Origin of the sequence: Methylocystis suflitae (genome assembly GCF_024448135.1) — a bacterium.
Classification (GTDB): Bacteria; Pseudomonadota; Alphaproteobacteria; order Rhizobiales; family Beijerinckiaceae; genus Methylocystis; species Methylocystis suflitae.
In genome coordinates this window covers 20254-43560 of sequence record NZ_JAMRYX010000070.1, presented here as the reverse complement: position 1 = coordinate 43560, position 23307 = coordinate 20254, and the positions used below count along the sequence as shown (strand labels likewise).

General features: G+C 64.1%; 23 protein-coding genes. 16 read left to right on the top strand and 7 right to left on the bottom strand.

Annotated features, from left to right (window positions below; all coding sequences use genetic code 11):
* Together NEI07_RS05705 and nagZ are read left to right on the top strand one after the other, a co-directional pair.
* The coding region (locus tag NEI07_RS05705) for an SPOR domain-containing protein (RefSeq protein WP_256033294.1) at positions 1-437 on the top strand (437 nt) is incomplete at its 5' end.
* A 9-nt stretch (positions 438-446) separates the two neighbouring features.
* Positions 447-1454 carry a beta-N-acetylhexosaminidase gene (nagZ, locus tag NEI07_RS05700; RefSeq protein WP_256033293.1) on the top strand — a complete coding sequence of 336 codons (1008 nt, stop codon included), beginning with the start codon at positions 447-449 and terminating at the stop codon, positions 1452-1454.
* Positions 1455-1469: 15 nt separating this feature from the next.
* Here the strand turns inward: nagZ and NEI07_RS05695 are convergent, their stop codons facing one another.
* Entirely contained in the window at positions 1470-1775 is a 306-nt protein-coding gene (locus NEI07_RS05695; protein WP_256033301.1) for a HepT-like ribonuclease domain-containing protein, read from the bottom strand.
* Between the two features lie 57 nt (positions 1776-1832).
* The gene (locus NEI07_RS05690) at positions 1833-2126 is read right to left on the bottom strand and encodes a nucleotidyltransferase family protein (RefSeq protein ID WP_256033292.1); all 294 of its coding nucleotides are present in this window, start codon (positions 2124-2126) and stop codon (positions 1833-1835) included.
* A 173-nt stretch (positions 2127-2299) separates the two neighbouring features.
* Here NEI07_RS05690 and NEI07_RS05685 point away from each other — a divergent pair, with 173 nt between their 5' ends.
* From NEI07_RS05685 to serS, 6 genes are all read left to right on the top strand, one after another.
* The gene (locus NEI07_RS05685) at positions 2300-3106 is read left to right on the top strand and encodes a segregation and condensation protein A (RefSeq protein ID WP_256033291.1); all 807 of its coding nucleotides are present in this window, start codon (positions 2300-2302) and stop codon (positions 3104-3106) included.
* A 24-nt stretch (positions 3107-3130) separates the two neighbouring features.
* Positions 3131-3886, top strand: coding sequence for an SMC-Scp complex subunit ScpB (gene scpB, locus NEI07_RS05680; RefSeq protein WP_256033290.1), 756 nt, complete (start codon positions 3131-3133; stop codon positions 3884-3886).
* 164 nt (positions 3887-4050) lie between these two features.
* On the top strand, positions 4051-4287 hold the full coding sequence (locus NEI07_RS05675; RefSeq protein ID WP_256033289.1) for a twin-arginine translocase TatA/TatE family subunit: 237 nt from the start codon (positions 4051-4053) through the stop codon (positions 4285-4287).
* Between the two features lie 192 nt (positions 4288-4479).
* The gene (locus NEI07_RS05670; protein ID WP_305123628.1) at positions 4480-5013 is read left to right on the top strand and encodes a Sec-independent protein translocase subunit TatA/TatB; all 534 of its coding nucleotides are present in this window, start codon (positions 4480-4482) and stop codon (positions 5011-5013) included.
* The gene (gene tatC / locus NEI07_RS05665) at positions 5010-5804 is read left to right on the top strand and encodes a twin-arginine translocase subunit TatC (protein ID WP_256033287.1); all 795 of its coding nucleotides are present in this window, start codon (positions 5010-5012) and stop codon (positions 5802-5804) included. Before NEI07_RS05670 ends, tatC begins: the two co-directional genes overlap by 4 nt.
* Before the next feature lie 206 nt (positions 5805-6010).
* Positions 6011-7534: a serine--tRNA ligase gene (serS, locus tag NEI07_RS05660; RefSeq protein WP_256033285.1), complete on the top strand. Its 1524-nt coding sequence runs from the start codon at positions 6011-6013 to the stop codon at positions 7532-7534.
* Here serS and NEI07_RS05655 read toward each other — a convergent pair.
* Entirely contained in the window at positions 7472-7981 is a 510-nt protein-coding gene (locus tag NEI07_RS05655) for an SH3 domain-containing protein (protein WP_256033282.1), read from the bottom strand. The two genes, serS and NEI07_RS05655, sit on opposite strands and share 63 nt — an antisense overlap.
* Before the next feature lie 123 nt (positions 7982-8104).
* Here NEI07_RS05655 and surE point away from each other — a divergent pair, with 123 nt between their 5' ends.
* From surE to NEI07_RS05635, 4 genes are all read left to right on the top strand, one after another.
* Positions 8105-8878, top strand: a complete 774-nt coding sequence (surE, locus tag NEI07_RS05650; protein WP_256033279.1) for a 5'/3'-nucleotidase SurE — start codon at positions 8105-8107, stop codon at positions 8876-8878.
* Positions 8875-9561 (top strand): protein-L-isoaspartate O-methyltransferase family protein, encoded by a 687-nt coding sequence (locus NEI07_RS05645; protein ID WP_256033278.1) that lies wholly within the window; start codon positions 8875-8877, stop codon positions 9559-9561. Before surE ends, NEI07_RS05645 begins: the two co-directional genes overlap by 4 nt.
* Before the next feature lie 126 nt (positions 9562-9687).
* Positions 9688-11079, top strand: a complete 1392-nt coding sequence (locus NEI07_RS05640) for a peptidoglycan DD-metalloendopeptidase family protein (RefSeq protein ID WP_256033277.1) — start codon at positions 9688-9690, stop codon at positions 11077-11079.
* Between the two features lie 158 nt (positions 11080-11237).
* Complete coding sequence (locus NEI07_RS05635) at positions 11238-11531, top strand: hypothetical protein (protein ID WP_256033276.1); 294 nt, start codon at positions 11238-11240, stop codon at positions 11529-11531.
* Here NEI07_RS05635 and zapE read toward each other — a convergent pair.
* Together zapE and NEI07_RS05625 are read right to left on the bottom strand one after the other, a co-directional pair.
* A complete protein-coding gene (gene zapE / locus NEI07_RS05630; RefSeq protein ID WP_256033275.1) occupies positions 11506-12657 on the bottom strand; it encodes a cell division protein ZapE in 1152 nt (383 codons plus the stop codon). The two genes, NEI07_RS05635 and zapE, sit on opposite strands and share 26 nt — an antisense overlap.
* The gene (locus NEI07_RS05625; RefSeq protein ID WP_256033274.1) at positions 12654-13151 is read right to left on the bottom strand and encodes a GNAT family N-acetyltransferase; all 498 of its coding nucleotides are present in this window, start codon (positions 13149-13151) and stop codon (positions 12654-12656) included. The genes zapE and NEI07_RS05625 overlap by 4 nt, the downstream gene beginning before the upstream one ends.
* A 108-nt stretch (positions 13152-13259) precedes the next feature.
* On the opposite strand from NEI07_RS05625, the gene NEI07_RS05620 reads away from it, so the two are divergent.
* A complete protein-coding gene (locus NEI07_RS05620; protein WP_256033271.1) occupies positions 13260-13835 on the top strand; it encodes a GNAT family N-acetyltransferase in 576 nt (191 codons plus the stop codon).
* On the opposite strand, the gene NEI07_RS05615 is transcribed toward NEI07_RS05620, so the two are convergent.
* Entirely contained in the window at positions 13821-14315 is a 495-nt protein-coding gene (locus NEI07_RS05615) for an NUDIX domain-containing protein (RefSeq protein ID WP_407659850.1), read from the bottom strand. The genes NEI07_RS05620 and NEI07_RS05615 overlap by 15 nt on opposite strands.
* A 114-nt stretch (positions 14316-14429) precedes the next feature.
* On the opposite strand from NEI07_RS05615, the gene NEI07_RS05610 reads away from it, so the two are divergent.
* Positions 14430-15311 carry a metallophosphoesterase family protein gene (locus NEI07_RS05610; protein WP_256033269.1) on the top strand — a complete coding sequence of 294 codons (882 nt, stop codon included), beginning with the start codon at positions 14430-14432 and terminating at the stop codon, positions 15309-15311.
* A gap of 178 nt (positions 15312-15489) precedes the next feature.
* The gene (locus tag NEI07_RS05605; protein WP_256033266.1) at positions 15490-16833 is read left to right on the top strand and encodes an erythromycin esterase family protein; all 1344 of its coding nucleotides are present in this window, start codon (positions 15490-15492) and stop codon (positions 16831-16833) included.
* A 35-nt stretch (positions 16834-16868) separates the two neighbouring features.
* Here NEI07_RS05605 and NEI07_RS05600 read toward each other — a convergent pair whose 3' ends face one another.
* Positions 16869-17603 (bottom strand): hypothetical protein, encoded by a 735-nt coding sequence (locus tag NEI07_RS05600; RefSeq protein WP_256033263.1) that lies wholly within the window; start codon positions 17601-17603, stop codon positions 16869-16871.
* Between the two features lie 216 nt (positions 17604-17819).
* Between NEI07_RS05600 and NEI07_RS05595 the strand changes: the two genes are divergently transcribed.
* Positions 17820-23291 carry a GH36-type glycosyl hydrolase domain-containing protein gene (locus NEI07_RS05595; RefSeq protein WP_256033260.1) on the top strand — a complete coding sequence of 1824 codons (5472 nt, stop codon included), beginning with the start codon at positions 17820-17822 and terminating at the stop codon, positions 23289-23291.
* Positions 23292-23307 lie beyond the last annotated feature (16 nt).

Below are 23307 nucleotides of genomic sequence, written 5' to 3'. Positions count from 1 at the left end.
CGGCGGCGCATCCAGCCGTCCCCGGCGCCATCGGCGCGGCGACCGCGACGCCGCCGACGCAGGCGAAGCCAACGACGACGCCCCCGCGAATCGCCAAGCCGAAGCCGGCGGCGCCGAAAGTCGCCGCAGTGGAAGAGTCTCCGAGAGACGCCGCGCCGGACGCGGATTCCGATCAAGCGGCGCCTCCGAGCAAAGGCGGCTTCGCGGTGCAGTTCGGCGCAGCGGACAGCGAGGCCGACGCTCGCGAACTGCTCAAGACCGTCGTCAGCAAATATCGTTCACAGCTTGGCGGCCTGAAGCCGACGTTCAAAATGGCGACCGTGAATGACAAGACCGTCTACCGCGTGCGCGTCGGGGCGGTCAGCAAGGAGTCCGCGAACGCGATCTGCAGCAAGGTGAAGGCGACCGGCGGCTCCTGCTTCGTCGCGGGCAACTGACGGGACGACATGCGCGCCTTCATCTGTGGATTAAAGGGCTTCACGCTCGAGGCCGAGGAGCGCGCGTTCCTGCGCGACGCCGCGCCCTGGGGCGTGATCCTCTTTCGCCGCAATGTCGACGCGTCCGAGCAGATCACGCGGCTGACCGCCGACATTCGGGACGCTCTCGGCCGTCATGCGCCTGTTCTGGTCGATCAGGAGGGCGGCCGCGTGCAGCGTCTGGGTCCGCCGCACTGGCGCGCCTATCCGGCCGCGGCGCGCTTTGAGCTGGCGGCCGCCAACGCCGGGCAAGCCGAGCGACTCGCTTGGCTCGGCGCCCGGCTCATCTCCCATGATCTGCGGTCAGTCGGCGTCGATGTCGACTGCCTGCCGGTGCTCGATGCGCCGGCGGAGGATTCCCACAGCATCATCGGCGATCGCGCCTATAGCCGCGATCCGGCGCGCGTCGCCGCGATCGGCCGCGCGGCCGCCGAAGGCTTGATGGCGGGCGGCGTCGCGCCGGTGATGAAGCACATTCCCGGTCACGGACGCGCCCGCGCCGACAGCCATTTGGAGCTGCCGGTGGTCAAGGCGAGCCGCGAGGACCTGGAGCTTATGGATTTCGCGCCGTTCAAGGCGAACGCCGATCTGCCGATGGCGATGAGCGCGCATGTCGTATACACCGCGATCGATCCAACGGCGCCTGGAACGCTGTCGAAGGCGGTGATCGGCGACATCGTCCGCGGCCATATTGGCTTTGACGGTCTCCTCATGACCGACGATCTTTCGATGAAGGCGCTTTCCGGGAGCTTTCGCCAGCGCGCCGAAAACGCGATCGGCGCCGGATGCGATATCGTTTTGCACTGCAACGGCGACCTTGCGGAAGCGCGGCCGGTCGCCGAAGGCGCGCCGCCCCTTGCAGGCGCGGCGCTCGCGCGCGCCGAAAAGGCGCTCGAACGCGTGCGGCGGCCCGTCGAACCCTTCGATGTCGGGGAGGCGACGCGCGAGCTCGACGCGGCGATGCGAGCCGTGGCGTGAAAATGCCCGATGGCTTCAGTCGCTGAGACCGCTATCACGTAACGCGCGCAATTCATCACGACAGGCTTGTTCCAGCAGGCTAAGATCAATCCGCGCCAATTTCCATATGATCGGGGCGGCGACGCTCTCATAATCGTGACGCAGCACATTGCCGATGCCGGCCACTTTTTTCCAAGGAATTTCGGGATGCCGAGTTTTGATCTCATCAGAGAGGCGACGGCTGGCCTCCGAAATGATCTCAATGCCGCGCTCCACGACCCACTGCCTTTGCCAATCCGTCTCGTAGGCGTCGAGCGATAGGTCCGCCATTACGGTTTGCACGCGGCTCAATCGCTTCGATGATGTCCAACAGATGGAGAGCTGCCGAGCGCGGGACCATCAGAAGACGCGAAGCGCTGTCGCCTCAATCTGCGGCCTTAGGCGCTTATGCAGGCTGTCGCGCGTCATGATGTCAACGCGGCCGCCGAGAATTCGAGCCGCAAATTCCTTCACGTCCATCAATTCGAAGAGGCCGAAACGGCCTCTTTCATAGTCGAAAAACAGATCGACATCGGAACGCTCTCCCGCACGGTCCTGAGCGGTCGAACCAAACATATACAAACTCTTGACGCCAAGCTTCTGCAAATCGGCTTGGCGTTTCCGCAATCGGTCCACCGCGTGGTCACGTTTCATCCGCGGACCATAGCAGATTGCCGTCGCGTCCTCTATGGGAGGCTTTCCCGCTCTCCTGTGGACCGGCGCTCCCAAAGCGCCGGCTGCGCTTGCGATAGCGGGCCATCGGGGCCAATCTCGCGCCGAAACGCTCGGCCACGCCGATTCGTAGAGGAAACAGGCGCAAAGCAAGAATGGCCCAGGAACTGACCTTCGAGCTGGACGAGCCCCGCGGCGACGCCGAAGAGGCCTTCCTCGTCGACGTCGACGGATTCGAAGGGCCGCTCGATTTGCTGCTCGAGCTTGCGCGCCGGCAGAAGGTCGATCTCGCCCGCATATCCATTCTCGCGCTCGCCGAGCAATATCTCGCCTTCATAGAGGCGGCGCGCCGCGTGCGCCTCGAACTCGCGGCCGACTATCTGGTGATGGCGGCCTGGCTCGCCTTCCTGAAGTCGCGGCTGCTGCTGCCGGATCCGCCGAAAGGCGACGAGCCGTCCGCCTCCGATCTCGCCGCCGCGCTGGCCGATCGCCTGCGCAGGCTGGAGCTCATTCGGCGCGCCGCTGACAAGCTTACGGAGCGCGCGCGGCTGGGGCGCGATATGTTTCTGCGCGGCGGCCCTGAAGGCGTTGAGACGATCTCGCATCCCAAATTTCAGGCGAGCCTCTACGATCTTCTCTCGGCTTACGCCCGGCAGCGTCAGAAGACCGCGACGTCGCGGGTGGTGATGCGGCAGCGCGCGGTGTGGTCTTTGGCCGAGGCGCGCGAAGCCCTCGAACGGCTGGTCGGCGTCGCGACGGAATGGACCGTGCTCGACGATTTTTTGCTGCATTACTGTGTCGACATGCAGACGGCGCGGACGGTGCGCGCCTCGGCCTTCACCGCTTCGCTTGAAATGGTGCGGGAGGGGCGATTCGACATACGTCAGGACCGGCACTTCGCGCCGCTTTGGGTGCGGCGGAGGGCGTCTGAGGAAGCGGAAGAGACTACGGGCGCGTCATAGCCCCGGAACTATAGGAGGCGCCCGGTGGCGCAGGCTGCGGAGAAGATCGAACTTTTTGACGTGAACAGCGACGACGAGCTTGCGCGTCACGAGGCTCGGCTGCGCGAAGCGGAGCGCATCATCGAGGCGCTGCTTTTCGCCTCCGCCGAGCCGCTTGATGAAGCGGAAATGACGCGCCGCATCGAGGAGGGCGCCGATCTCGAGCGCGTTCTTGAGCGGCTGCGCGCCCATTATGCGGGCCGCGGCGTCAATCTCACCCGCGTCGGCAAGAAGTGGTTTTTCCGCACCGCCGCCGACCTCAACTGGATTCTCGCACGCGAGCAGGTCGAGGAGAAGAAGCTTTCCCGCGCCGCGCTGGAGACGCTCGCGATCATCGCCTATCACCAGCCGACGACCCGCGCCGAGATTGAAGAGATTCGCGGCGTCGCCATTTCCAAGGGCACGCTCGACGTGCTGCTCGACACCGGCTGGATCAGGCTACGCGGCCGCCGCAAGGCGCCGGGCAGGCCGATCACCTATGGCACGACCGACGCCTTCCTGATGCATTTCGGGCTTGAGCAGATCGGCGATCTGCCGGGGCTCGACGAACTCAAGGGCGCTGGGCTCTTCGACGGCCGGCTGCCGAAGGGCTTCGGCGTGCCGCAACCCTCGGATGACGCCGCCTTGCGCGACGATGAGGAGCCGCTTGAGGACGAGGCGCCGGAGCTGCTCGACATGGAGTTCCCGGACGAGCCCGAGGCGCCGGAGACGCCCGAGGCCGCCGACGACGAGGAGCTTTGACGGCGCCGCCGAGCGGCCCGGTCAAGTGATACGAATTTCCCCGTCCCTCAAGAAGGTTCGCCGCGCGCTTCTGCGCGCCGCGTCCTTGTTTTTATGGCGAGGGGCGCATAGTTTCCGGGCAAACGCCGGTCGTCCCGGTTTTCTCGTTAGGAAGGATGCGCGCCATGGGCGGTCTGTCGATCTGGCACTGGATCATTGTCGGCGCGGTCGTCTTCATTCTCTTCGGCGGCAAGTTCAAGATTTCGGATGTGATGGGCGACGTGGCCAAGGGCATCAAGGCCTTCAAGAAGGGCATGTCCGAAGACGATGTCGCGGCTGACGACGCCAAGAAGTCGCTTGAAGGACAGGCGAGCGAGCGTCGCGCTCTGGAGAGCGACAAGGCGGACAGCAAGAAGGTTTAGCGCGCCCTCCCTGTCCTTCCCCCGCTACGCAAACCGGGTGTTCCCGGTTTGCGCATCGACCCCGAAGTCGGCAACAGGCGACTTCGGACGGGAGAGGGGACCCTTACGAGCAGCGTACCGCGCGGATAAGAAGCGGCTCCTGCTCCCTCTCCCGCAGAGCGGGGGAGGGTGGGGGTGAGAGCAGGTAACGATATGTTCGATCTCGAACCCGGCAAGCTCATCGTCATCGCCATTGTCGCGCTTATTGCGATTCCCTCGAAGGATTTGCCGCGCGTTTTGCGTTCGCTTGGGCAGTTCACCGGAAAAATGCGCCGAATGGCCGCGGAGTTTCAGGGACAATTCATGGAGGCGATGCGCGAGGCCGAACTCGATGATCTGCGCAAAGAGGTCAGCGAGATGAGGGACGCCGTAAAGGAGAGCGTGAAGCTCGACGTCGCCTTCGATCCGATGGCCGAAGCGCGCAAGCAGATTACGAATGCAATCGAGGGCGAGAAGCCGTCGCCTGTGCAACCGCCTCATTCTGAGGAGAAGCCCTCAAGTCGGGTTCACCCGACTTGCGCATCAAATGTTGATCTCGGGCAGGCCCGAGATCAAGGTGGCGTCTCGAAGGATGAGGGATCGCCAATCACATCCTTCGAGACGCGGCCTTCGGCCGCTCCTCAGGATGAGGATTCCGGTCTTCCTGTCGGCGAGCAGGTCGATTCGTCGAAGAAGGCCGCCACATGAACGAGGCCGACGAAGCCGAAATCGAGGCCAGCAAGGCGCCGTTGATCGAACATCTGATGGAATTGCGCGAGCGCCTGATCAAGGCGCTGCTCGCCTTTCTCGCGATGTTCGTGCTCTCCTTCTTCTTCGCCAAGGATATCTACAATCTGCTTCTCATTCCCTACACGCAGGTGGCAGGCCCTGAGGCGCGGCTGATCTACACGGCGCCGCAGGAATATTTCTTCACCCAGATCAAGGTCGCGCTGTTTATGGCGGCGTTTTTGTCCTGTCCGATCGTGCTGTCGCAGATCTATGCATTCGTCGCGCCCGGGCTCTACAAGCATGAGCGCAGGGCGTTCCGGCCCTATCTTTTCGCGACGCCGATCTTCTTCGCCTTCGGCGCGCTTGTCGTCTATTTTCTGGTGATGCCCAATCTGCTGCGTTTCTTCATGGGCATGCAGCAGGCGAATGAGCCGGGCAAGGCGCAGATCGAACTGCTGCCGCGCGTCTCCGAATATCTTTCGCTGATCATGACGCTCGTGCTCGCCTTCGGCATCGTGTTTCAATTGCCGGTGGTTTTGACGCTGCTCGGTCAGGTCGGCATCGTGACGTCGGATTTTCTGAAAGAGAAGCGGCGCTACGCCGTCGTGCTCGTCTTCATCGTCGCGGCGGTTTTGACGCCGCCGGATGTCTTTTCGCAGCTCGCGCTCGCGGTGCCGGGCGTGCTGCTCTACGAAGCGTCGATCTACGCCGTGCGCATGGTCGAGAAGAAGAGGGCCGCCGCCCAAGCGGCGGCGAGCGGCGGATCATAGGCGACATCTCGCCGCTTGACCCCTTCTTCCGCCTGCGGGAGAAGGTGGCGCAATGAGGCTCCCCGCGTCATGCCCGCGCTTGTCGCGGGCATCCACGCGGCGCCGTTGCGCATACTCTGTCATTTGACCGAAGCCGCTCGGCGTGGATGGCCGGGACAAGCCCGGCCATGACGGTCTGTTGTCACTCGATCACTGTCCAGGCGCCCATGTACGACATCAAATGGATTCGCGAGAACGTTGGCTTTTTTGAAGAGCGCCTAGCAAGCCGTCATCTAAAGCCGATCGCAAACAAACTCTTCGAAAAGGATTCGGTTCGCCGCGAAGCCATTCTGAAATTGCAGACCGCGCAGGAACGGCGCAATGCGGCGTCAAAAGAAATCGGCGTGGCGATGAAGGCGGGAGACGCCGCCCGCGCAAACGCGCTCAAGGCCGAAGTCGCGCAAATCAAGGAGAACTGGCCCGAGCTGGAACGGGCTGAGCGAGAGGCAATCAAGGCGCTGGACGAGGAACTCGCAAAACTTCCGAACTGGCCGTTGAAAGAAGTTCCGTACGGGAAAGATGAAAATAGTAATGTCGAAGTCGCGCGCTGGGGCGAGCCGCGCGTATTCGACTTTACGCCGAAAGAGCATTTCGAAATCGGCGAAGGCCTTGGGCTGATGGATTTCGAAACGGCGGCGAAAATTTCCGGCGCGCGTTTCGTCGTCAACAAGGGCGGATTGGCGCGACTGGAGCGGGCGCTCGCGCAATTCATGCTCGATCTGCATACGAATGAGCATGGCTATATGGAAGTCAGCCCGCCGCTGCTGGTGCGCGACGACGCAATGTTCGGCACGGCGCAATTGCCGAAGTTTCGCGAGGATCAGTTCCTGGCGACATCCGAAATATGTGATCCGGATGCCGAAAGAAAACATCAGCAATTCGTGACGAATCTCGACCAGTCGCTTTCTCTGATTCGGAAGGCCGTCGAAGTCTCTGTTGATATCGCCGGTCGACTAAGCACGCGTACCGAAGATTCAACGCTCGCAACTTCTTTGGACGCTAACGCGATGCTGTTGCAGGCGTTAGATCGTATGATTGACGAAAGCTACGGTGAACTGGTCCATTACAAGAAGAAATTCGCCTCTGGCTTCTGGCTCATCCCCACCGCGGAAGTGCCGCTGACCAATCTCGTGCGCGAATCCATCCTCGATGAAGCGCAATTGCCCATGCGCATGACCGCCGGCACCTCTTGCTTCCGCGCCGAAGCGGGCGCCGCGGGCAAGGACACGCGCGGCATGATCCGCCAGCATCAGTTCTACAAGGTCGAACTCGTGTCGATCACGACGCCGGAGCAATCGCTCGAAGAACATGAGCGCATGACGGGCTGCGCCGAGAAGGTGTTGCAGCTTCTCGAATTGCCCTATCGCAAGGTCGTACTCTGCACCGGCGACATGGGCTTCGCGAGCCAAAAAACCTATGACCTCGAAGTCTGGCTGCCGGGGCAGGGGAAGTATCGCGAGATTTCCTCATGCTCGGTCTGCGGCGATTTCCAGGCGCGGCGCATGAACGCCCGCTACCGGCCAAGCGATAGCAAGGGGCCGCGTTTCGTCCATACGCTCAACGGCTCCGGCGTCGCGGTCGGCCGCGCCATGGTCGCGGTGCTGGAGAACTATCAGCAGGCCGACGGCTCAGTCGACGTTCCGCGCGTCCTTCGGCCGTACATGGGCGGGCTCACGCGCATCCCGAGCTGAACGCCGTCGGTGGACGCAGCGCCCGCGCCTCGCGGGCTCTTCGCAGTAGGGCTCGGGCGACGTCCCAAAAAACGGCGTCCAGCCATAGCCGTAATCGACGCGCGGCGCATAGCCGTCGCTGAGCAGGTCCGGCGCCGCGACGGGCAGCACCACGGGGGCCGCCAGAAACCCCAATAGGCCAGAGCCGGGCGCGGTCGGCGGCGCGCCGGGGATGACAAGCGGCGCCGGGACATAGCCCATGGTCCCGCCATATTGCACCTGGCACCAGCGGCCGCAGCCCTGGACATTGAAGGGAATATTCGCCGCCATGGTCGTAACGGGCCTCGCATCCGAGCTCGGGCTCACGCGTAGCGGCATCACCGCCGCCACATAGGCCTCAAAAGCGGCGGCGCCGCCGGGAGCGGCGCTCATCGCCGCCGCGAGCAAAAGCGCAAGTCGTGAGCGCATCAAAATTCCTCCAGAGAATGAGGCGAGCCGATATAGGGTCATTGTGGACGTTCGGCGTCGAATCGTCCAAAGAAACTCGGGCTTCCTCAGGCGCCCGTCCACTCGAGGCGAACCGCTGTAAGCATGCGCATTCTCATCACCAATGACGACGGCGTTCACGCCCGCGGCCTCGCAATCGCGGAGGCGATCGCGCGCGCATTCACCGACGATATTTTCGTCATCGCGCCGGAATTCGAGCAGTCCGGCGTTTCGCATTCGCTGTCGCTCAATGATCCGCTGCGGTTGCGGGAGATCTCGCCGCGTCATTTCGCCGTCAAGGGAACGCCGACCGATTGCGTCATCATGGGCCTGCGCAAGCTGATGCTCGATCATCCGCCCGATCTGCTCATTTCCGGCGTCAACTGCGGCCAGAATATCGCCGAGGACGTCTCCTATTCCGGCACCATCGCCGGGGCGATGGAGGGCACGATTCTGGGCATTCCGTCGATTGCGCTCTCCCAGGTCTATGATTTTTTTGCTGACCGCCGGACGATCCATTGGGAATGCGCGGCGACGCATGGCGCCGAGGTCGTGCGCCGCCTGCTCGCGGCGGGCATTCCCAAGAACGTGTTGATGAATGTGAATTTTCCGCATTGTGCGGCCCAGGACGTCGCGGGCGTCGCGATCACGATGCAGGGGCGGCGCAGCAGCGACATCATGCGGATCGAGGACCGCAAGGACGGCCGCGGCAATCCCTATCACTGGATCTCCTTCCAGCGCGGCGACTTCAAGCCGGGGCAGGGCACTGACCTGTTGGCGCTCGAAGAAAAGAAAATCTCCATCACGCCGCTGCAGCTCGATTTCACCGATCACCCGACGGTGACGCGCCTCGCCGCGGCGTTCGAGGGCAGGGAATGACAGAGGAGGACGGCGCGCGCCAGGCCAGCCAATTCGAGGAGCGCGCGGCGCTGCTGCTGACATTGCGTCAGGCGGGGCTGCGCGATCTGTCGGTCTTGCGCGCGATGGAGGCGACCCCGCGGGAGGCGTTCGCGCCCTACCGCTTTCGCGATCTCGCGAATCGCAATCTCTCCTTGCCGATCGGCTGCGGGCAGACCATGTCGCGTCCGGTCGAACTTGCCAGACGGCTTGAGGCGCTCAAGATCGGCCGCGGCCACCGGGTTCTGGAGGTCGGGGCAGGGTCCGGCTATGGCGCGGCGGCGCTCGCGCAGCTCGCAAACGAGGTCGTAAGCCTCGAACGCTTCGAGACGCTCGCCATCGAGGCCTCGCGCCGGTTGGCCGCCCACGGCGCTGCAAACGCCAAGGCGATTTTCGCCGACGGACTCGATCCGTCTCGCGAGCTCGGGCGCTTCGATAGAATCATCGTCCAGGCCTCCGTCGGCGCGGCGCCTGCTGCGCTCATCCAGATGCTCACGCCGGGCGGCGTGTTGCTCTTCGCCCGAAGGGAGCACGCGCAGGCCGGCGCGCGCGCGAAGGAACGATTGATTAAGCTTGATCGCAATGAGGACGGCGAACTGCGGGAGACCGATCTTGGCCCGTGTCGCCTGGGGCCAGCGATACCCGGACTGGCGCTGGCGCTTTAAAACATTGTGACCGAATGCTGAAAATTTTCTCGGCCGCGCGCGCTTTGCGTTCATCTTAAACGGCTCCTTAACCGCCGCGCTGTTACCCATAAAGCCGTTCAATGTTGCGTTCGGGTGGGTCGCGTCATGGTTACCAAGCATCATATTGCTTATTCCCGCGCCGCAGTGCGGTTCTTGGCGGCCGCTGGCGTCGCCGCCCTTGTCGCCGGCTGCTCCGACGCCTCTCGTTTCGGAGGCGATCCCTTCTCCGACCCCTTCTCAGGCTCGGCCAAAACCACCTCGCTCGGCGTCGACCGCGCGCCTGTTGGCGCGATCGCTGACGCGCCGGCGCAGAGCCAGCCCTCCACGACGGTGGAAACCCGTCCCTTGCCTGCCCCCTCGGCCAGCGCGTCCGCTCAGAGCGGCAGCGCTTCGATGGCGCGGACCACCAATACGCCAGCGGCGCAGCCGTCGCCGACGCGCGTTGCAGCCGCTGGCACCAGCGGCCACTGGAGCGCCGAAGGCGGCACGCCGATCGTTGTCAGCCAGGGCGAGACCGCGGCATTGCTCGCCACCCGCTACGGCGTGCCTACCGACGCCCTGCTGCGGGCCAATGGCTTCAACGTTGCGTCTCAGGTTCAACCTGGATCGCGTCTGGTGATTCCGGTCTATCGGGCCGGCGCCGCTCCCGTTGTGGCGACGCACGCTCCCGCCGGTCCGGCCAAGGCGGCGGCCGCCGTCCCAGCCGCGACCAAGCCGATCGCCGCGAAGCCTGCGCCGCTAGCAAAGTCCGTGGTCGCCGGCAAGCCGGTGGAACAGGCGAAGCCGGTGCGCAAGACCGAAGCCGAACCGACGAAAACCAAGCCCATCGACAAGCCAATCGAGAAGTCGAAGGCGGCAGCCACGACTGCGCCCGAAAAGTCGCTCGTCAAAGCAGAGCCGCGCATCGCCGCCACGACGCCGGCGCGCGCCGTCAAAACCGAGCGGATCGCCCGGGGGCCGTCTTCTCCCGAGGCGCCCGAAGCTGAGTCCAAGATCGCGGACGCGCGCAGCAAGCCCGTTGTCGCCGAAACGCCGAAAGAAACGCCTAGCGCCCACAAGGTCGATACGACCGCGACCGCCTCCATTCCCCCGGCGAATGACGCGAAAGCGGTGGCTTCCGACGAAGGTCGGCCCGAGTTTCGCTGGCCCGCCCGCGGCCGCATCATTCAGGGCTTCACATCGGGCGGCAACGACGGCATCAACATCGCGGTGCCCGAGGGAACGCAGGTCAAGGCGGCCGAAGGCGGGGTCGTCGCCTACGCCGGGAGCGAGCTCAAGGGCTACGGCAATCTCGTGCTCATTCGGCACCCCAACGGCTTCGTTTCGGCCTACGCCCACAATGGCGAACTCGACGTCAAGCGCGGCGATCAGGTCAAGCGCGGTCAGACGATCGCCAAATCCGGCCAATCGGGCAATGTCGGCTCGCCGCAGCTTCACTTCGAACTGCGCAAGGGTTCGACGCCCGTCGATCCCACCCGCTATCTGGCGGGGCTGTAGGCATTGACGCGAGAACGCTCCGGCGTCCGCGAGACAAAAGGCGCTGGAGACTTCGGGGCGGCGGGTCCAAAGAAAGGCCCGCCGCTCTCGTCTTTTGATGCCTAACGGTCGACCAAAATGCTATATGGCGCGGGTCGTAACCGGAGGATCCCGCGCCAGTGAAGCATCGTCTCGCTTTCATTTTCCTGTTCGCCGCCACGCCGGCTTTCGCGGTTGATCCAACGGGCGTCCCGCAGTGCGACGCGCTGCTCAAGCGTTACGAGGCCTGCTCGGGACAACTGCCGCCGTCTCAGGTCCATGCCGCGCAAAAGGAGCTGCTCGATGGCGCGGTCGGCATTCGCTCCGCGGCGACCGATCCAGCCAAACGGCCGGATCTCGAACGCTATTGCGCCGATCGGTTCGAATTGATGAAGCGCGCGAGCGACATCAAGGACTGCATGTCGAAGCCATGAGCGCGGCGCGGGCGTCAATGTAATCTTTGCCGCGCATTTCGATCAGGCGCGACGCCGCGCGTTCGAATTCGCGCGCTTCGGCGCCGTAGCCAGCGCGGTAGAGTTCGCAGGGCTCCGCCGCGGCGGAAACGACCAGTAGGGTGCGCGCCTCGTACAGGACGTCGACCAGCGTGATGAAGCGGCGCGCTTCGTTCCGCTGTTCTGGCGCCAAGGCCGGAACGTCTTCGACGATCACCGCGTCGAATTTCTCAGCGATCGCCATATAATCCGCTGCTGACAGCGGTTGACCGCAGAGCGCCGCGAAGCTCAGACGCGCGACGCGGCCCGCCGTTTGCGGGATTTCGATGCGGCGTCGCTTGACTTCAATTGTCGCAGGCCTCTCCCCCGCGTCGCCGGCGAGCGTCGCATAGAGCGCGTTAATCGCTGATCTCGCGCGAGAGTCGGCGGGCGTGAAATAGACCTGCCCGAGATCTTCGCGCCGTCGCCGATAATCATTCGGCGCTTCGAGACGCAGGATGTCCATGCGCTCCTGCAACATGGCGATAAAGGGCAGGAACAGATCGCGATTGCGACCGCCTTCATAAAGCCGCGAAGGCTCGACGTTGGACGTCGCGACAATGACGATGCCCGACGCCAGCAGTGATGAAAACAGCCGTGCGACGATCGAAGCGTCCGCGACGTCGTGCACGGCGAACTCGTCAAAACAGAGCACACGGGTTTCCTGCGCAATTTCCTGCGCCACGCAGCTCACCGGATCGGCGCGGCCGCTACACGGCTTCTGACGCAGGCGATGCAGGCGATCGTGCACGTCCGCCATGAAGGCGTGAAAATGCACGCGACGCTTCTTTTCGACAGGAAGCGCGCCGAAGAACAGGTTCATCAGGAAGGTTTTGCCGCGCCCGACCGGTCCCCAGAGGTAGAGGCCGCGCGCCGGCCGCGCCCGAGGGCGAAAGGTCGCAAGCAGCGCTTGCGTCACACTGGCGCTTTTCGGCCTGCGGCCCGCGAGCGCGTCGGCGAGCGCTTGAAGCTTCTCGATCGCCGCGCGCTGCGACGCGTCGCGCTCCAGCGCGCCGTGCGCGACGAGCGCGTCATATTTCTCGACGATGCTCTGCGCGCGCGAAATCATACGCACCGCATCCTGCCGCTCGCCTCCGCGAGCGCGCCGGGGCGGAGTTCGCAATAGAGCAGGCGCTCCGGGTCCACGGGACCGGGCATCGTGATTTTGCCCCGCGGCACAGGCGCGAATCCCAGCCGCGCATAATATTCCTCGTCGCCGACGAGCAAGACGAGCCCATGTCCGGCGCCGCGCGCTGCGTCCAGCGAATATTTGACGAGCGTCTCGCCGACGCGCTGCTGGCGAAACGCCGGCTCGACAGTCAACGGACCAAGCAGAAGCGCGGGCGTTGACCCGACGAGAATAGGCGTCATGCGGTTCGCGCCGACAAGCAGCGTCCCGATCCGCGCGACGAAGGACAGCGAACGATCGGGCTCGACGCCTTCGCGCAAGCGATAGGCCGTACGCGCATATCTGCCCGGACCGAACGCGCGTTCGTCGAGCTTTTCGATAGGCGCGTCGTCTGCGGCCGTCAGCGGCGCAAATTTTACGGCGAGATCGATCATGTGTGGCTTGACCCTGGGCGCAGGCCATATCACGCGCCGTCCGCGCGGCAAAACCTCTCGTTGCGCCGCGACATGCCGTCATGCGACGCTATTGGCGGAGAGGGGCCAATGGCGGAGTATCGCTTGCGCCGGGCAAGCATTGAGGACGCCCGAACCATCGCCGAACTCCACGCCAAGGCCTGGCGGGAGACCTACCTTGGGGTGATGCGCGCGGAGGCGCTGGCGTCCATCGATCTCGACGACTGGACGCGGCGCTGGCGGGAGCGGATCGGCTCGGGCCAAGGCGCTCAGGCGGTGTTCATCGCTTGCGAGGGCGAGACTCCGGTGGGGTTCGCCCGTTGCTGTCGCCAGTCCAATCCAAAGCTCGTTCCGCTTGGCTTCGACGGCGAATTTGCGTCGATTTACCTGCTGCTGCGCGCCCAGCGCCGGGAACTAGGCAGGCGCCTAATGGAGCGGCTCGCAGACCATCTGATTTCCGCCGGCTGTGCGAGCGCCGCCGTTTGGGTCTTGCGCGACTCGCCGAAGGCCCGCGGCTTTTATGAAGCGCTCGGCGCGGAGCCTGTCGGCGTCGAGGGCGTGTGGGACATTGAGGGCGTCGTTCTCCCGGACATCGCTTATGGCTGGCGTGATCTGCGCGCCTTGAGCGCCGAAGCCGGCTCCATCACGCGTTCACCAATAAGGTGAAACAGGCGTGTTCTCCAGCGCCTCGGACAGTCGCGCCCGCGTCCCTGCGGTCGTGTCGGCTGGCAGAGCGTCGAGCGCGAAGAAGTCCGCCTCTGCGATCTCGCGATCAGGGGCGCGCGGCTGCGTGAGGCGGAACGTTCGCACGACGTAAAGCGCGACGTGGTCGCGCATGGAGAACCGCCGATTGAAATACATGCCGAACAGTTCAGGCGGCGCATCGAGCAGGACATTCGCCTCCTCGCTCAGCTCGCGCTCGAGCGCCTCGACAAGCGTTTCGCCGCTTTCGACGCCGCCGCCCGGCAGATAAAAGCCGTCCACATAAGTATGCCGGACAAGCAGCACGCGGTTTCTTGCGTCGATGACGAGGCCGCGCACGCCGAGGGTCATGGGACGCTGAAAGCGTGCGCCCAAAGCGATCAGCCGCGACGCAAAACGCGTGCGCGTCGACGGCGCCGCGCGTCCTTCTTCAGGCTTCGTCAAAATCGCCTCCGATCGCCCGAAACTATGGCAAATGACGCCCGAAAGCACTAGTGTCGCTGACCCATCCCGATGAGGAAAGCGCCGCGCGGCCCGCCCGGCCGTCAGAGAGGATTCTTGAACTTCCGGCTCGCCCATCTTTCCGACGCGCATATCGGCCCAATTCCTCGGCCCAATCTCGCCGAGCTGCTTGGCAAGCGCGTCACGGGCTATGTGAACTGGCTTTATAAACGCGGCGATCAGCACGATATGAGCGTGCTCGGCAAGATCGTCGCGGACATCAAAGCCCAGGCGCCCGACCATGTCGTCATGACCGGGGATATCGTCAACATCGGACTTCCCGGCGAAATCGCGCTCGCCAAAGACTGGCTCGCCTCCCTGGGCGCGCCAAGCGACGTGAGCTTCACGCCCGGAAATCACGACGCTTATGTGGCGAGCGTGACGGATCTCGTTCACGAGGTTTTCGCGCCTTGGACGAGCAGCGAGAGCGAAGGCGGGGGCTTTCCCTATTTACGCCGGCGCGGCGGCGTCGCGCTGATCGGTCTCGACACCGGCGTGCCGACGGCGCCTTTCGTTGCTTCCGGGCGGCTCGGGGCGACTCAGCTGGCGGCGCTCGCGGATCTGCTGGAGCGCGCGAAAGCGCAAGGACTTGCGCGCGTCGTCTGCCTACACCACCCGCCGCATGTCGGCGGCGCGAGGCGGCTGCGCGGGCTCGAAGACGCGGCGGAATTCGAAAGCGTCATCGCCCGTCATGGCGCTGAGCTCATTTTGCATGGGCACAATCACAAGCCCAGTCTGCATCGTCTGCCAGGGCCCGGCGCCACGACGCCGGTCGTGGGCGTCGCGTCGGCTTCGGCCCGGCCCGGCGGGCACTATCCAGGCGCCGCCTATAATCTTTACCAGATCGAGGGCATGGGGGACGGCGTCAGGATTTCGCTGCGCAGGCGTGGATTGAACGAGGCTGGCGAGGTCGTTGAACTCGAATCCGTTGATCTGTGAAATCTTGGACGTCTTCGCTCTTGCTCAGCGGCCGATTCCTATTGAGGGTTCGGGCGAACGTCGCGTCTGAGCTTGCATTGAACCGAAAGATCGGTTGGCCATGCGGCGCGCCGACGTGGCCGCAGGCGATTCTTGAAACATATAAGCAGAGCGGAAGATTCGCAGAAGGACATGGCGAATGTTCGCTACGAAGTCCTCGACGCTTAACAGGGAAAGCGTTCGTTCCGCGATAACGCGCGCGCTCGCGAGCGAGAGCGAATCTCTTCCAGCTCCCGAGCGGGAGCAAGAGTTCGGCCGGTTCTTTTCCCGCTTCGGCGAGTCGCGGATCGTTCTGCTTGGCGAAGCCACCCACGGAACGTCCGAGTTCTATCAGGCGCGCGCGGCGATAACGCGCGAGCTGATCGAAAAGCATGGTTTCACTATTGTATTGGTTGAAGCGGACTGGCCGGACGCGGCGCGGATTGACCGTTACGTTCGGCATCGCGCGCCCCACCCATTTCGAGAAGAAGCGTTTACTCGATTTCCAATCTGGATGTGGCGCAACAGGGAGGTCATGAATTTCGTCGATTGGTTGAGGCGCTTCAACGAGGGAAGGACGCCGGAGCGCCGCGTCTCATTTCATGGCCTCGACGTGTATAGCCTCGGCGCCTCGATTGACGTCGTCGTCAACTATTTGGATCGCATCGATACCGACGAAGCCGCAGCTGCGCGTCGGCGCTACGCCTGCCTCACGCCCTGGCAAGCGGAGCCCGTGGATTATGGCCGAGCCGTTCTCCGAGGCCGGCAGAAATCATGCGAAGATGAAGTGACCACGCAGCTCGTCGCACTGCTCTCGAAGCGGCTCTCATACATTGAAGAAGACGGAGAGGCGTTTTTTGATGCGGCGCAAAACGCGCGGATTGTACGCGCGGCGGAACAATATTATCGGACGATGTATCGCGGCGCGCGCGAATCCTGGAACTTGCGTGATCGCCACATGTTTTCCACGCTTCAGTCGGTTCTGGCGCATCGCGGTCGCGAGGCGAAAGCGGTCGTATGGGCGCATAATTCGCACATTGGCAACGCAGCCGCCACGGCGATGGGCTGGGCGGGAGAGTTCAACATCGGAGAACTCTGCCGCACCGCCTACGACAACGCCTCCGTGCTCATTGGCTTCGGGACCGATCGCGGTACGGTTGCGGCGGCAAGCGATTGGGGCCAGCCGATGGAGATCAAGACCGTGCGCGCCGCGCGCGAGGACAGTTATGAATATGCATTCCGCAAGACAGGGCTCGCACGCTCGTTGACGAACTGGCGCGCCTCTTCCAAGCACGCGCTCGTCGATGCGTTAAGCGAGCCGATGCTGGAGCGTGCGATCGGCGTGGTCTACCGGCCTGAAAGCGAACTAACGAGCCACTATTTCGAAGCCGTGCTCGCGGAACAGTTCGACGCCTATGTTTGGTTTGAGGAAACTCATGCCGTAACGCCGCTCGCTGTTGGCGGTAAAACGGGCGCGCCAGAAACATATCCGCTTGGGCTTTAACAGCGCCGCTGCGGCGCGAGCGGTTACGGATCTGGCTAGCCTGCGAGATAGGCGCGATAGATCCATGCCGCCAAGACCGCCAAGAATGCGAAGAAAGCGGTGGCGCCAAAAAACTCGGCGATGAACGCGGCTGCGCGAGTCGTTTTTTCGGAGAAGGATTTGTCGTTATCGCCTGCGTTCGCCCTCTCGCGCGCGGCGGCGACCTTCACGCCAAGCGCTTGCGCCGCGCCGCCGCTCGCATAATCGACCGCGAGCGCCTTTTCGCGCTCGATCAGGCGATGCGCGATGTAGGCGGTGATGGCTTCGACGAGGTCGTCGATGCTGTCGCTTTCGCGAAGCGTCACCCGGCCGTGACGCGTATCCTGGAGAAAGCGATAGGTCCGCCTCTCGCGATCCATCTCGACGAAGCCGATGTGGTCGATGAACAGGCGGGGTCGCTCCGCGGGCGCAACGCCAACGTCGAAAATGTCGCAATCGCGCGGCACCTGCGCCAAAACCGGCGACAGAGCCTCGCCCAGCATCTCCAGCCGGGCGATTTCCGCGGCGCGCAAATCGGAAATGGCGGCGGAGCGCTCCGCATTCTCGAGTCGCGCACGGCGCAGCGCGCCGGAAAGACTGGCCATACGCTCGTCAAGCGAACCCGCCGGTCCCTTGCGGGCGACTCGCTCGCGCTCGACAAGAAGCGATAGACGCTCGGCGGGCGTTGTGGACGCGTGGGGCGGGTCGGCGTCGCGCGTGTCGGCTGGCGGCGCGGGCAGGGGCTCTTCCATGTCGTCCACTCGCTGTGGCCCTCGCTGCGCGGCCGGGGCATTAAACCATTGTGGACTATAGCGGCTCTCGGCGGCGCTGCGAAGCGCAAGCGCGACGAAGGGAGGCGGGAGTCGACTTTTTCTCCCGCCTCCGGCAAGGGATTCCATACGATAGCCGCTGATTCCGGGCATTAACGTTAAAAAACGCCGGATTCGACACAGGCGCGGAGGAAATCCATGGCCGTCAAACACGGCGAATCGGACGTCAACAGCGCATTGTTCGAGCGCATCATGATCGGCATCGGCTTTGCGGTCTTTGCGGCGCTGGAGGCGGCTGGCGGCGGCGAACACGCGATCGTGGCCGGGTTTTTCGCCGGGGCGACGATTTTCGTGCTCCGCCGCTCCTCGGAAAGCGCCCGCCAAGCGGCCGATTTCGCCGTGGATTTCCTGGCTGTCGCGACTTTTACCCTGCTGTGCGACCGCGCAGGCCTGTTGTGGCGATCGCCGGAAACCTTCGCCGAACTCTTCCGGCTCTCGCCAGTCGGCGCGGCGACCGCCACAATTCTCTACCTTGCCGGGGTCGTCACGCTGAGAGCGCGTTCGCGCATGGCGGTGCGCGCGGCGCTTTTCGTTTTGCCGCTGCAGTTCAGCCTATTGATCGCTCTCGGCTCGCCGCCCGTCACCCAGATCGGCGGCGCGCTGCTCCTTGGCCTCGACGTTCCGGAGGCCTTCAAAAAGATCGTCGGGCATACGCTGGTCCTGTTTCTGCTCAACGAATCTATCGTCGTCGGCATCCCCCTCGCGCTCGGTCGCTTTCTGCCCCGGCAGTGGCGTCCGCATAGCATTCTGCTCGCCTCGGCCTTCGTCGCCTCGTTGACGCCTTATATCGCGACCTCGGTCTCGTATTTCGTCGCGCCTTATTTGCCCTATCCGGTGACGGCGCTGATCGCGACGGGGGCGGCGGCGCTCGCGCAAGCAGGATTATGGGGCCAAACATATCTCGTGACCCAGGCGATGGCAGGCCTTTTGCGCCAGACGCCGTCCCTGCAGGTCGTGGTGTTCCATGATTGGCGGACCGGCGCCGAAAAGGGCGCCGTCTATGGCTTCGTATTCATGGCGCTGCTGCTCTCGGTCGGACTGGTCGTGTCTTTTGCGCCCGCCGTCGCCGTCATTTCGGCCTCCGGCCCGATCGGCGGCGCGCTGATCGGCGCCGCGCTTTTTCCTCTCGCGCGCGCAATCGTGGAGAGCACCGATTCGACTCCGCCCTTCTTTGCGCGCGTCGAAGAGCTCTATCTGCATCCTTCCAACTATTTTCGCGGCGCGGTCGCCGGCGCGGCCATCGGATTAGCCCTGATGATTGGGCTTCCTGAGGCGAGCGGAAGCGGGCGGTTTCTCTTCGGCGCGGTCGCGGGAGCGCTCGCCTATGCCGGCGTCGATGCGGCGTTTGATTTCGCGGCGCTGACGCAAGGGCGCCGGCAGCATCTGCGCAGTTGGCGCGTCTATTCGCTGGGCGCGCTTCTCGGCGCGCTCGTCGCTGGCGCCGTCGCTTGGTATCTCGACGCGGGACAGGTCGAGAACATTACGGCGAAATTCTTCGCCTACACGTCGCTCGACTACGGCGCGGACGGACGTCCCATCAACGAATATGTCATTCGTCCGCTCTTCTCGAAGTGGGGTGCGACGAATCTCGGCAGGGTCGATGGCGGGGTGAGGCTGCTGTTCGACGAGTCGCTCTCGGGCGTCATCCAATGGGTGTTCGCCGCGCCGCTCTTTTCGATCAATCTTTTCTTCCTTACGGCGCTCGTTCAGCGCGGCCTGCAGCCGCTTCGCCAACTGGCGAGCTGGCAAGGCCTCGACATGCTCATCGAAAACGCCGTGCGCGTTTTGCGCTGGGGCCTGTGGATGGCGCCGGTGATCTATTCCTTCCTGAAAGCTTCGCCCGACCCCGCCTGGTACAATCAGGACGGACTCATCCGCACCGGCGTCGCGAGCTGGATGAGCTACATCCTGCCAGACTCGGATTTTCGCGCCTGGAGCCTCGATATCTTCACCGCGCTGCTCGCCTATGACGCGCTGCGGGTGCTGATCTGGTTCGACCACATGGGCCTGCGCGTCGCGACGCTCGTCAATCTGTCCTTCGTCGGCGGCGACGTCGCCGATGAGAAAGCCGCGCGCTTTCTTGGAAAGGCGCAAACAAGCCGTGCAATCCCCGAAGGCATCCGTCGCTTTGGCACCTGGGCGCCGCTGCTGTTGCCCTTCTATATCCCGCGCGGCGTCGAATGGGACAAGGCGTGGAGCGCCGCCGAGCAGATGTCGCAAACGCGGCCGCCATCCTATGCCTATCTGGTCAGCGGATATCTGATCTACGCCGGCCTTGTCGCCTTCGGCCTTGTCATTTTCCTTTTGGGACGGCTTGCGCGCGCGCAGAAAGTGACGATTGAAGGCATTACCGGGGCTGGCGGCGTGCCGGGCTCGCGGCCGTTGAAACTGTCCAACGGGCTGATGGTCAGCGAGTGGTTTCAGGACGGGCAGGGGGCCATGCGCATTGAAGGCGTGGCGCGCGGCGGCCCGCCGATCGACTTGACGCGACGCCCGGACGATCACGCCCACCCGCGCGGACGTTTCCTTTTTCTGCGTGAAGACGGCGGCGAGCTGTGGTCGATCGGCGAGGCGCCGACGCGCTGCAGAGCCACTCAGGCGTCGCTCACCGACGCTGGAGAGAACTGCCTGTTCTTCATGGCGGAGCGCAACGGATTCGCGATCGAAGCGCGCGTCTCGCTCGCCGCCGACGAAGCGGTCGAGATCACCCAGCTCAAGATTATCAATCTCGAGCAGCGCCATCGTAAATTGATGCTCGCGACGCTGCGTGAATGGGTGCTGAACGAAACCGGCGTCGAGCTTCGCGACGCCGCGTACAACGCGATTCACATCGGCACTTGGTACGTTCGATCGCTGAACGCGATTTGCGCCCAGAACCGTCTGCTCAAGGGCGGGGCGCGGCGCCAATCCGATCGCCGACTGTCCCCGGAGATCGGCTTTCACGCCATCGGCGCCGGCGCTGGCGCGAAGATCTCCGTTGTCGGCTATGAGGATGTGAAGTCGCATTTCTACGGAATGGGATCGACCGATGCGCCGGACAGCCTGCTTGGACTGGCGGCGCCCCGTGATCCAAAAGACGAAGGTCTGCTCTATGGCTTCGAGCCCTGCGCCAGTCTGCGCGTTGAGGTCGAACTTGCGGCCGCCGGCGCGACGGAACTGATCATCGTCGACGGATGGGCGCGCGACATGGGACGCGCGACGGATTCCATTGCACGGCATCTGGGGATCGCGCCCGTTGCGCCTGAGACGCTGAACAGGGCGTTGTCGCGCCGCCGCGGGCTCATCCTGCCGCCCCCGCCCAAGAAGCCGCGCTACGCCTTTTCTCAAGACGGCCAAAGCGTCACGCTGGCGCCCGGCACGCCGCGTCCTTTCGGCCACGTCATCGCCAACGCCTTCGGACAAGGCGCGGTGCTCACGAATGACGGCGAGATTTTTTCCTTTCACGGCAATTCGCGACTGAACAGCTTCACCCCTTTTCGCATGGGCGAGGGCCGCATGGCGCCGGCCGGGCAAAGGATCTACGTCTATGATCTCGCCCGAACCGACGCGCACAGTCCGACGTTCGTTCCGCTGCGCCGTCGCGACGCGGAATATCAGGTGACGTTTTCGCCGGGCGTCGCCGTCTATCGTTCCGAGCGTGATCATCTTCAGCTCGAAATGACCGTTTTCGTCAGCCCCACGCAGCCGATCGAGTTCAAGATCCTAAAGATCCGCAACAAGACCGACCATGAGCGTCTGCTGCAGATAACGCCGTCAATGGAAATTGTACTGGCGGAAACGCCGAACGAAAGTCTCGGCGTGCTGGAATCGATCATCGACGAAAATGTGCATTCGATTTACTTCCGCAATCCTCGCAACAATTTCGTGCAGGGCTGGGCCTTTGTGACGACATCGATACCGGCGGAATTCGCCGAGACGTCGCGTCGCCGCTTCTTGGGGCATGAGAGCCGCGACCCGTACCTGCCTTACATGGTCGAGCACGGCCATCCGGACGCGGGCGCGCCCGCGCATGAACGGAAAGTCGCCGCGTTCAGCGGCGCGATCGACGTGCCGGCGGGAGAAGAAGCGGTCGTCGTCGTGGCGCTCGGACAGACGACGACGATCGAAGAAGCGAAACGGCTCGCCGATTATGCGCGCGATCCTCACCATGCCTACGCCGAACTCACGGCGAATGCGCGCGCTTGGGACGATCAATTGTCCGTATTGCGCATCAAGACCAATCGTCCCGAGTTCGATCGCCTCGTCAACGACTGGCTGCCGTATCAATTGCTCGCCGCGCGACTGTGGGGACGCACGGGTCCTTCACAGCGTTCCGGCGCCACCGGCTATCGCGACCAGCTGCAGGACGTCATACCCCTCATCCATCTCGCGCCGGAGCGCGCCCGGGCTCAAATTCTGCTGCACGCCGCGCATCAATACATCGAGGGCGACGCCTGCAAATGGTGGCATCGCGCGCCCAACGGCGGCACAGGCCTCGCGGACCGCACGCATGCGTCGGATCCGCACTTGTGGTTGCCGTATGTGACGATTCGCTATGTCCGCGGGAGTGGAGACTACGCCATCCTCGACGAGGTCGAGACCTTCCTCGAGGCAAATCCTGTCCCGAAAGATCAGGAGGGCGAAGCCACCGTGCCGCTGACGTCGCGCGACAAGGATACGCTGCTCGGACACTGCGCGCGCGGCATCGACTGGACGCTCGATCGTTTCGGCGCGCATGGCCTGCCGCTGATGGGCTCGGGCGACTGGGACGACGGGATGAATCTCATCGGCGAGGAAGGCCGCGGCGAGAGCGTTTGGCTTGGCTTCTTCCTGCACGGCATCCTCCTCGACATCGCGCCGCTGTTCGAGGCGAAGGGCGACGCCGACCGCGCCGAGCGCTATCGCGAACGCGCCACGAAGCTTCGGAGCGCGCTTGAGAATTGTTGGCGCGGCGACCGCTACATCCGCGCCTATGCCGATGATGGCGAGGAAGTCGCGCCGATGAGCGCGATGACGTCCTCATGGCCGACTCTGGCGCGGGCCGTCGACGCCGCGCGCGGCCGCGAGGCGATCGAGAACGCCTTGGCCGTTCTCGGTCTCGGCGATCGCGTATTGCTCGTCCATCCGCCTTTTGACGAACACTCGCAGCCCTATCCCGGGCGCAGCGCCGAATATCCGCCGGGCGTGCGGGAAAACGGCGGCCAATATTCGCATGGCGTTTCCTGGTTCATCGACGCGCTGGCGAAGCTCGCTGCGCAGGCGCAACAGGACGGCGACTCGCGCGCCGCCGACGAACTGTTTCGCAGGGCCTTCGAGACGTGGATCGCGATCTCGCCGATCTCCAAGCTCGCGACGCCGGCCGCCGCCGACATCTACGGCCTGCCGCCGCATCAGCAGCCGGCCGACGTCTATAACGGCGAGGGCTATGAAGGGCGAGGCGGGTGGAGCTGGTACACCGGCGCGGCGGCGCGCATGTTGTCGGCCGCATATGCGCTGCTTGGCCTTGAATTCGAGAACGGCGAGTTGCAGCCGCGCCCGGACGCTTTCCTTCCCAAGGGCGACCTGCGGCTGGAGCGCGTGGTCTACCTTGGAAAGACGTTCGAAGCAGAGAAGCGTCGCCGCGTTTGGTAGCTTGCCGGGAGGCGTG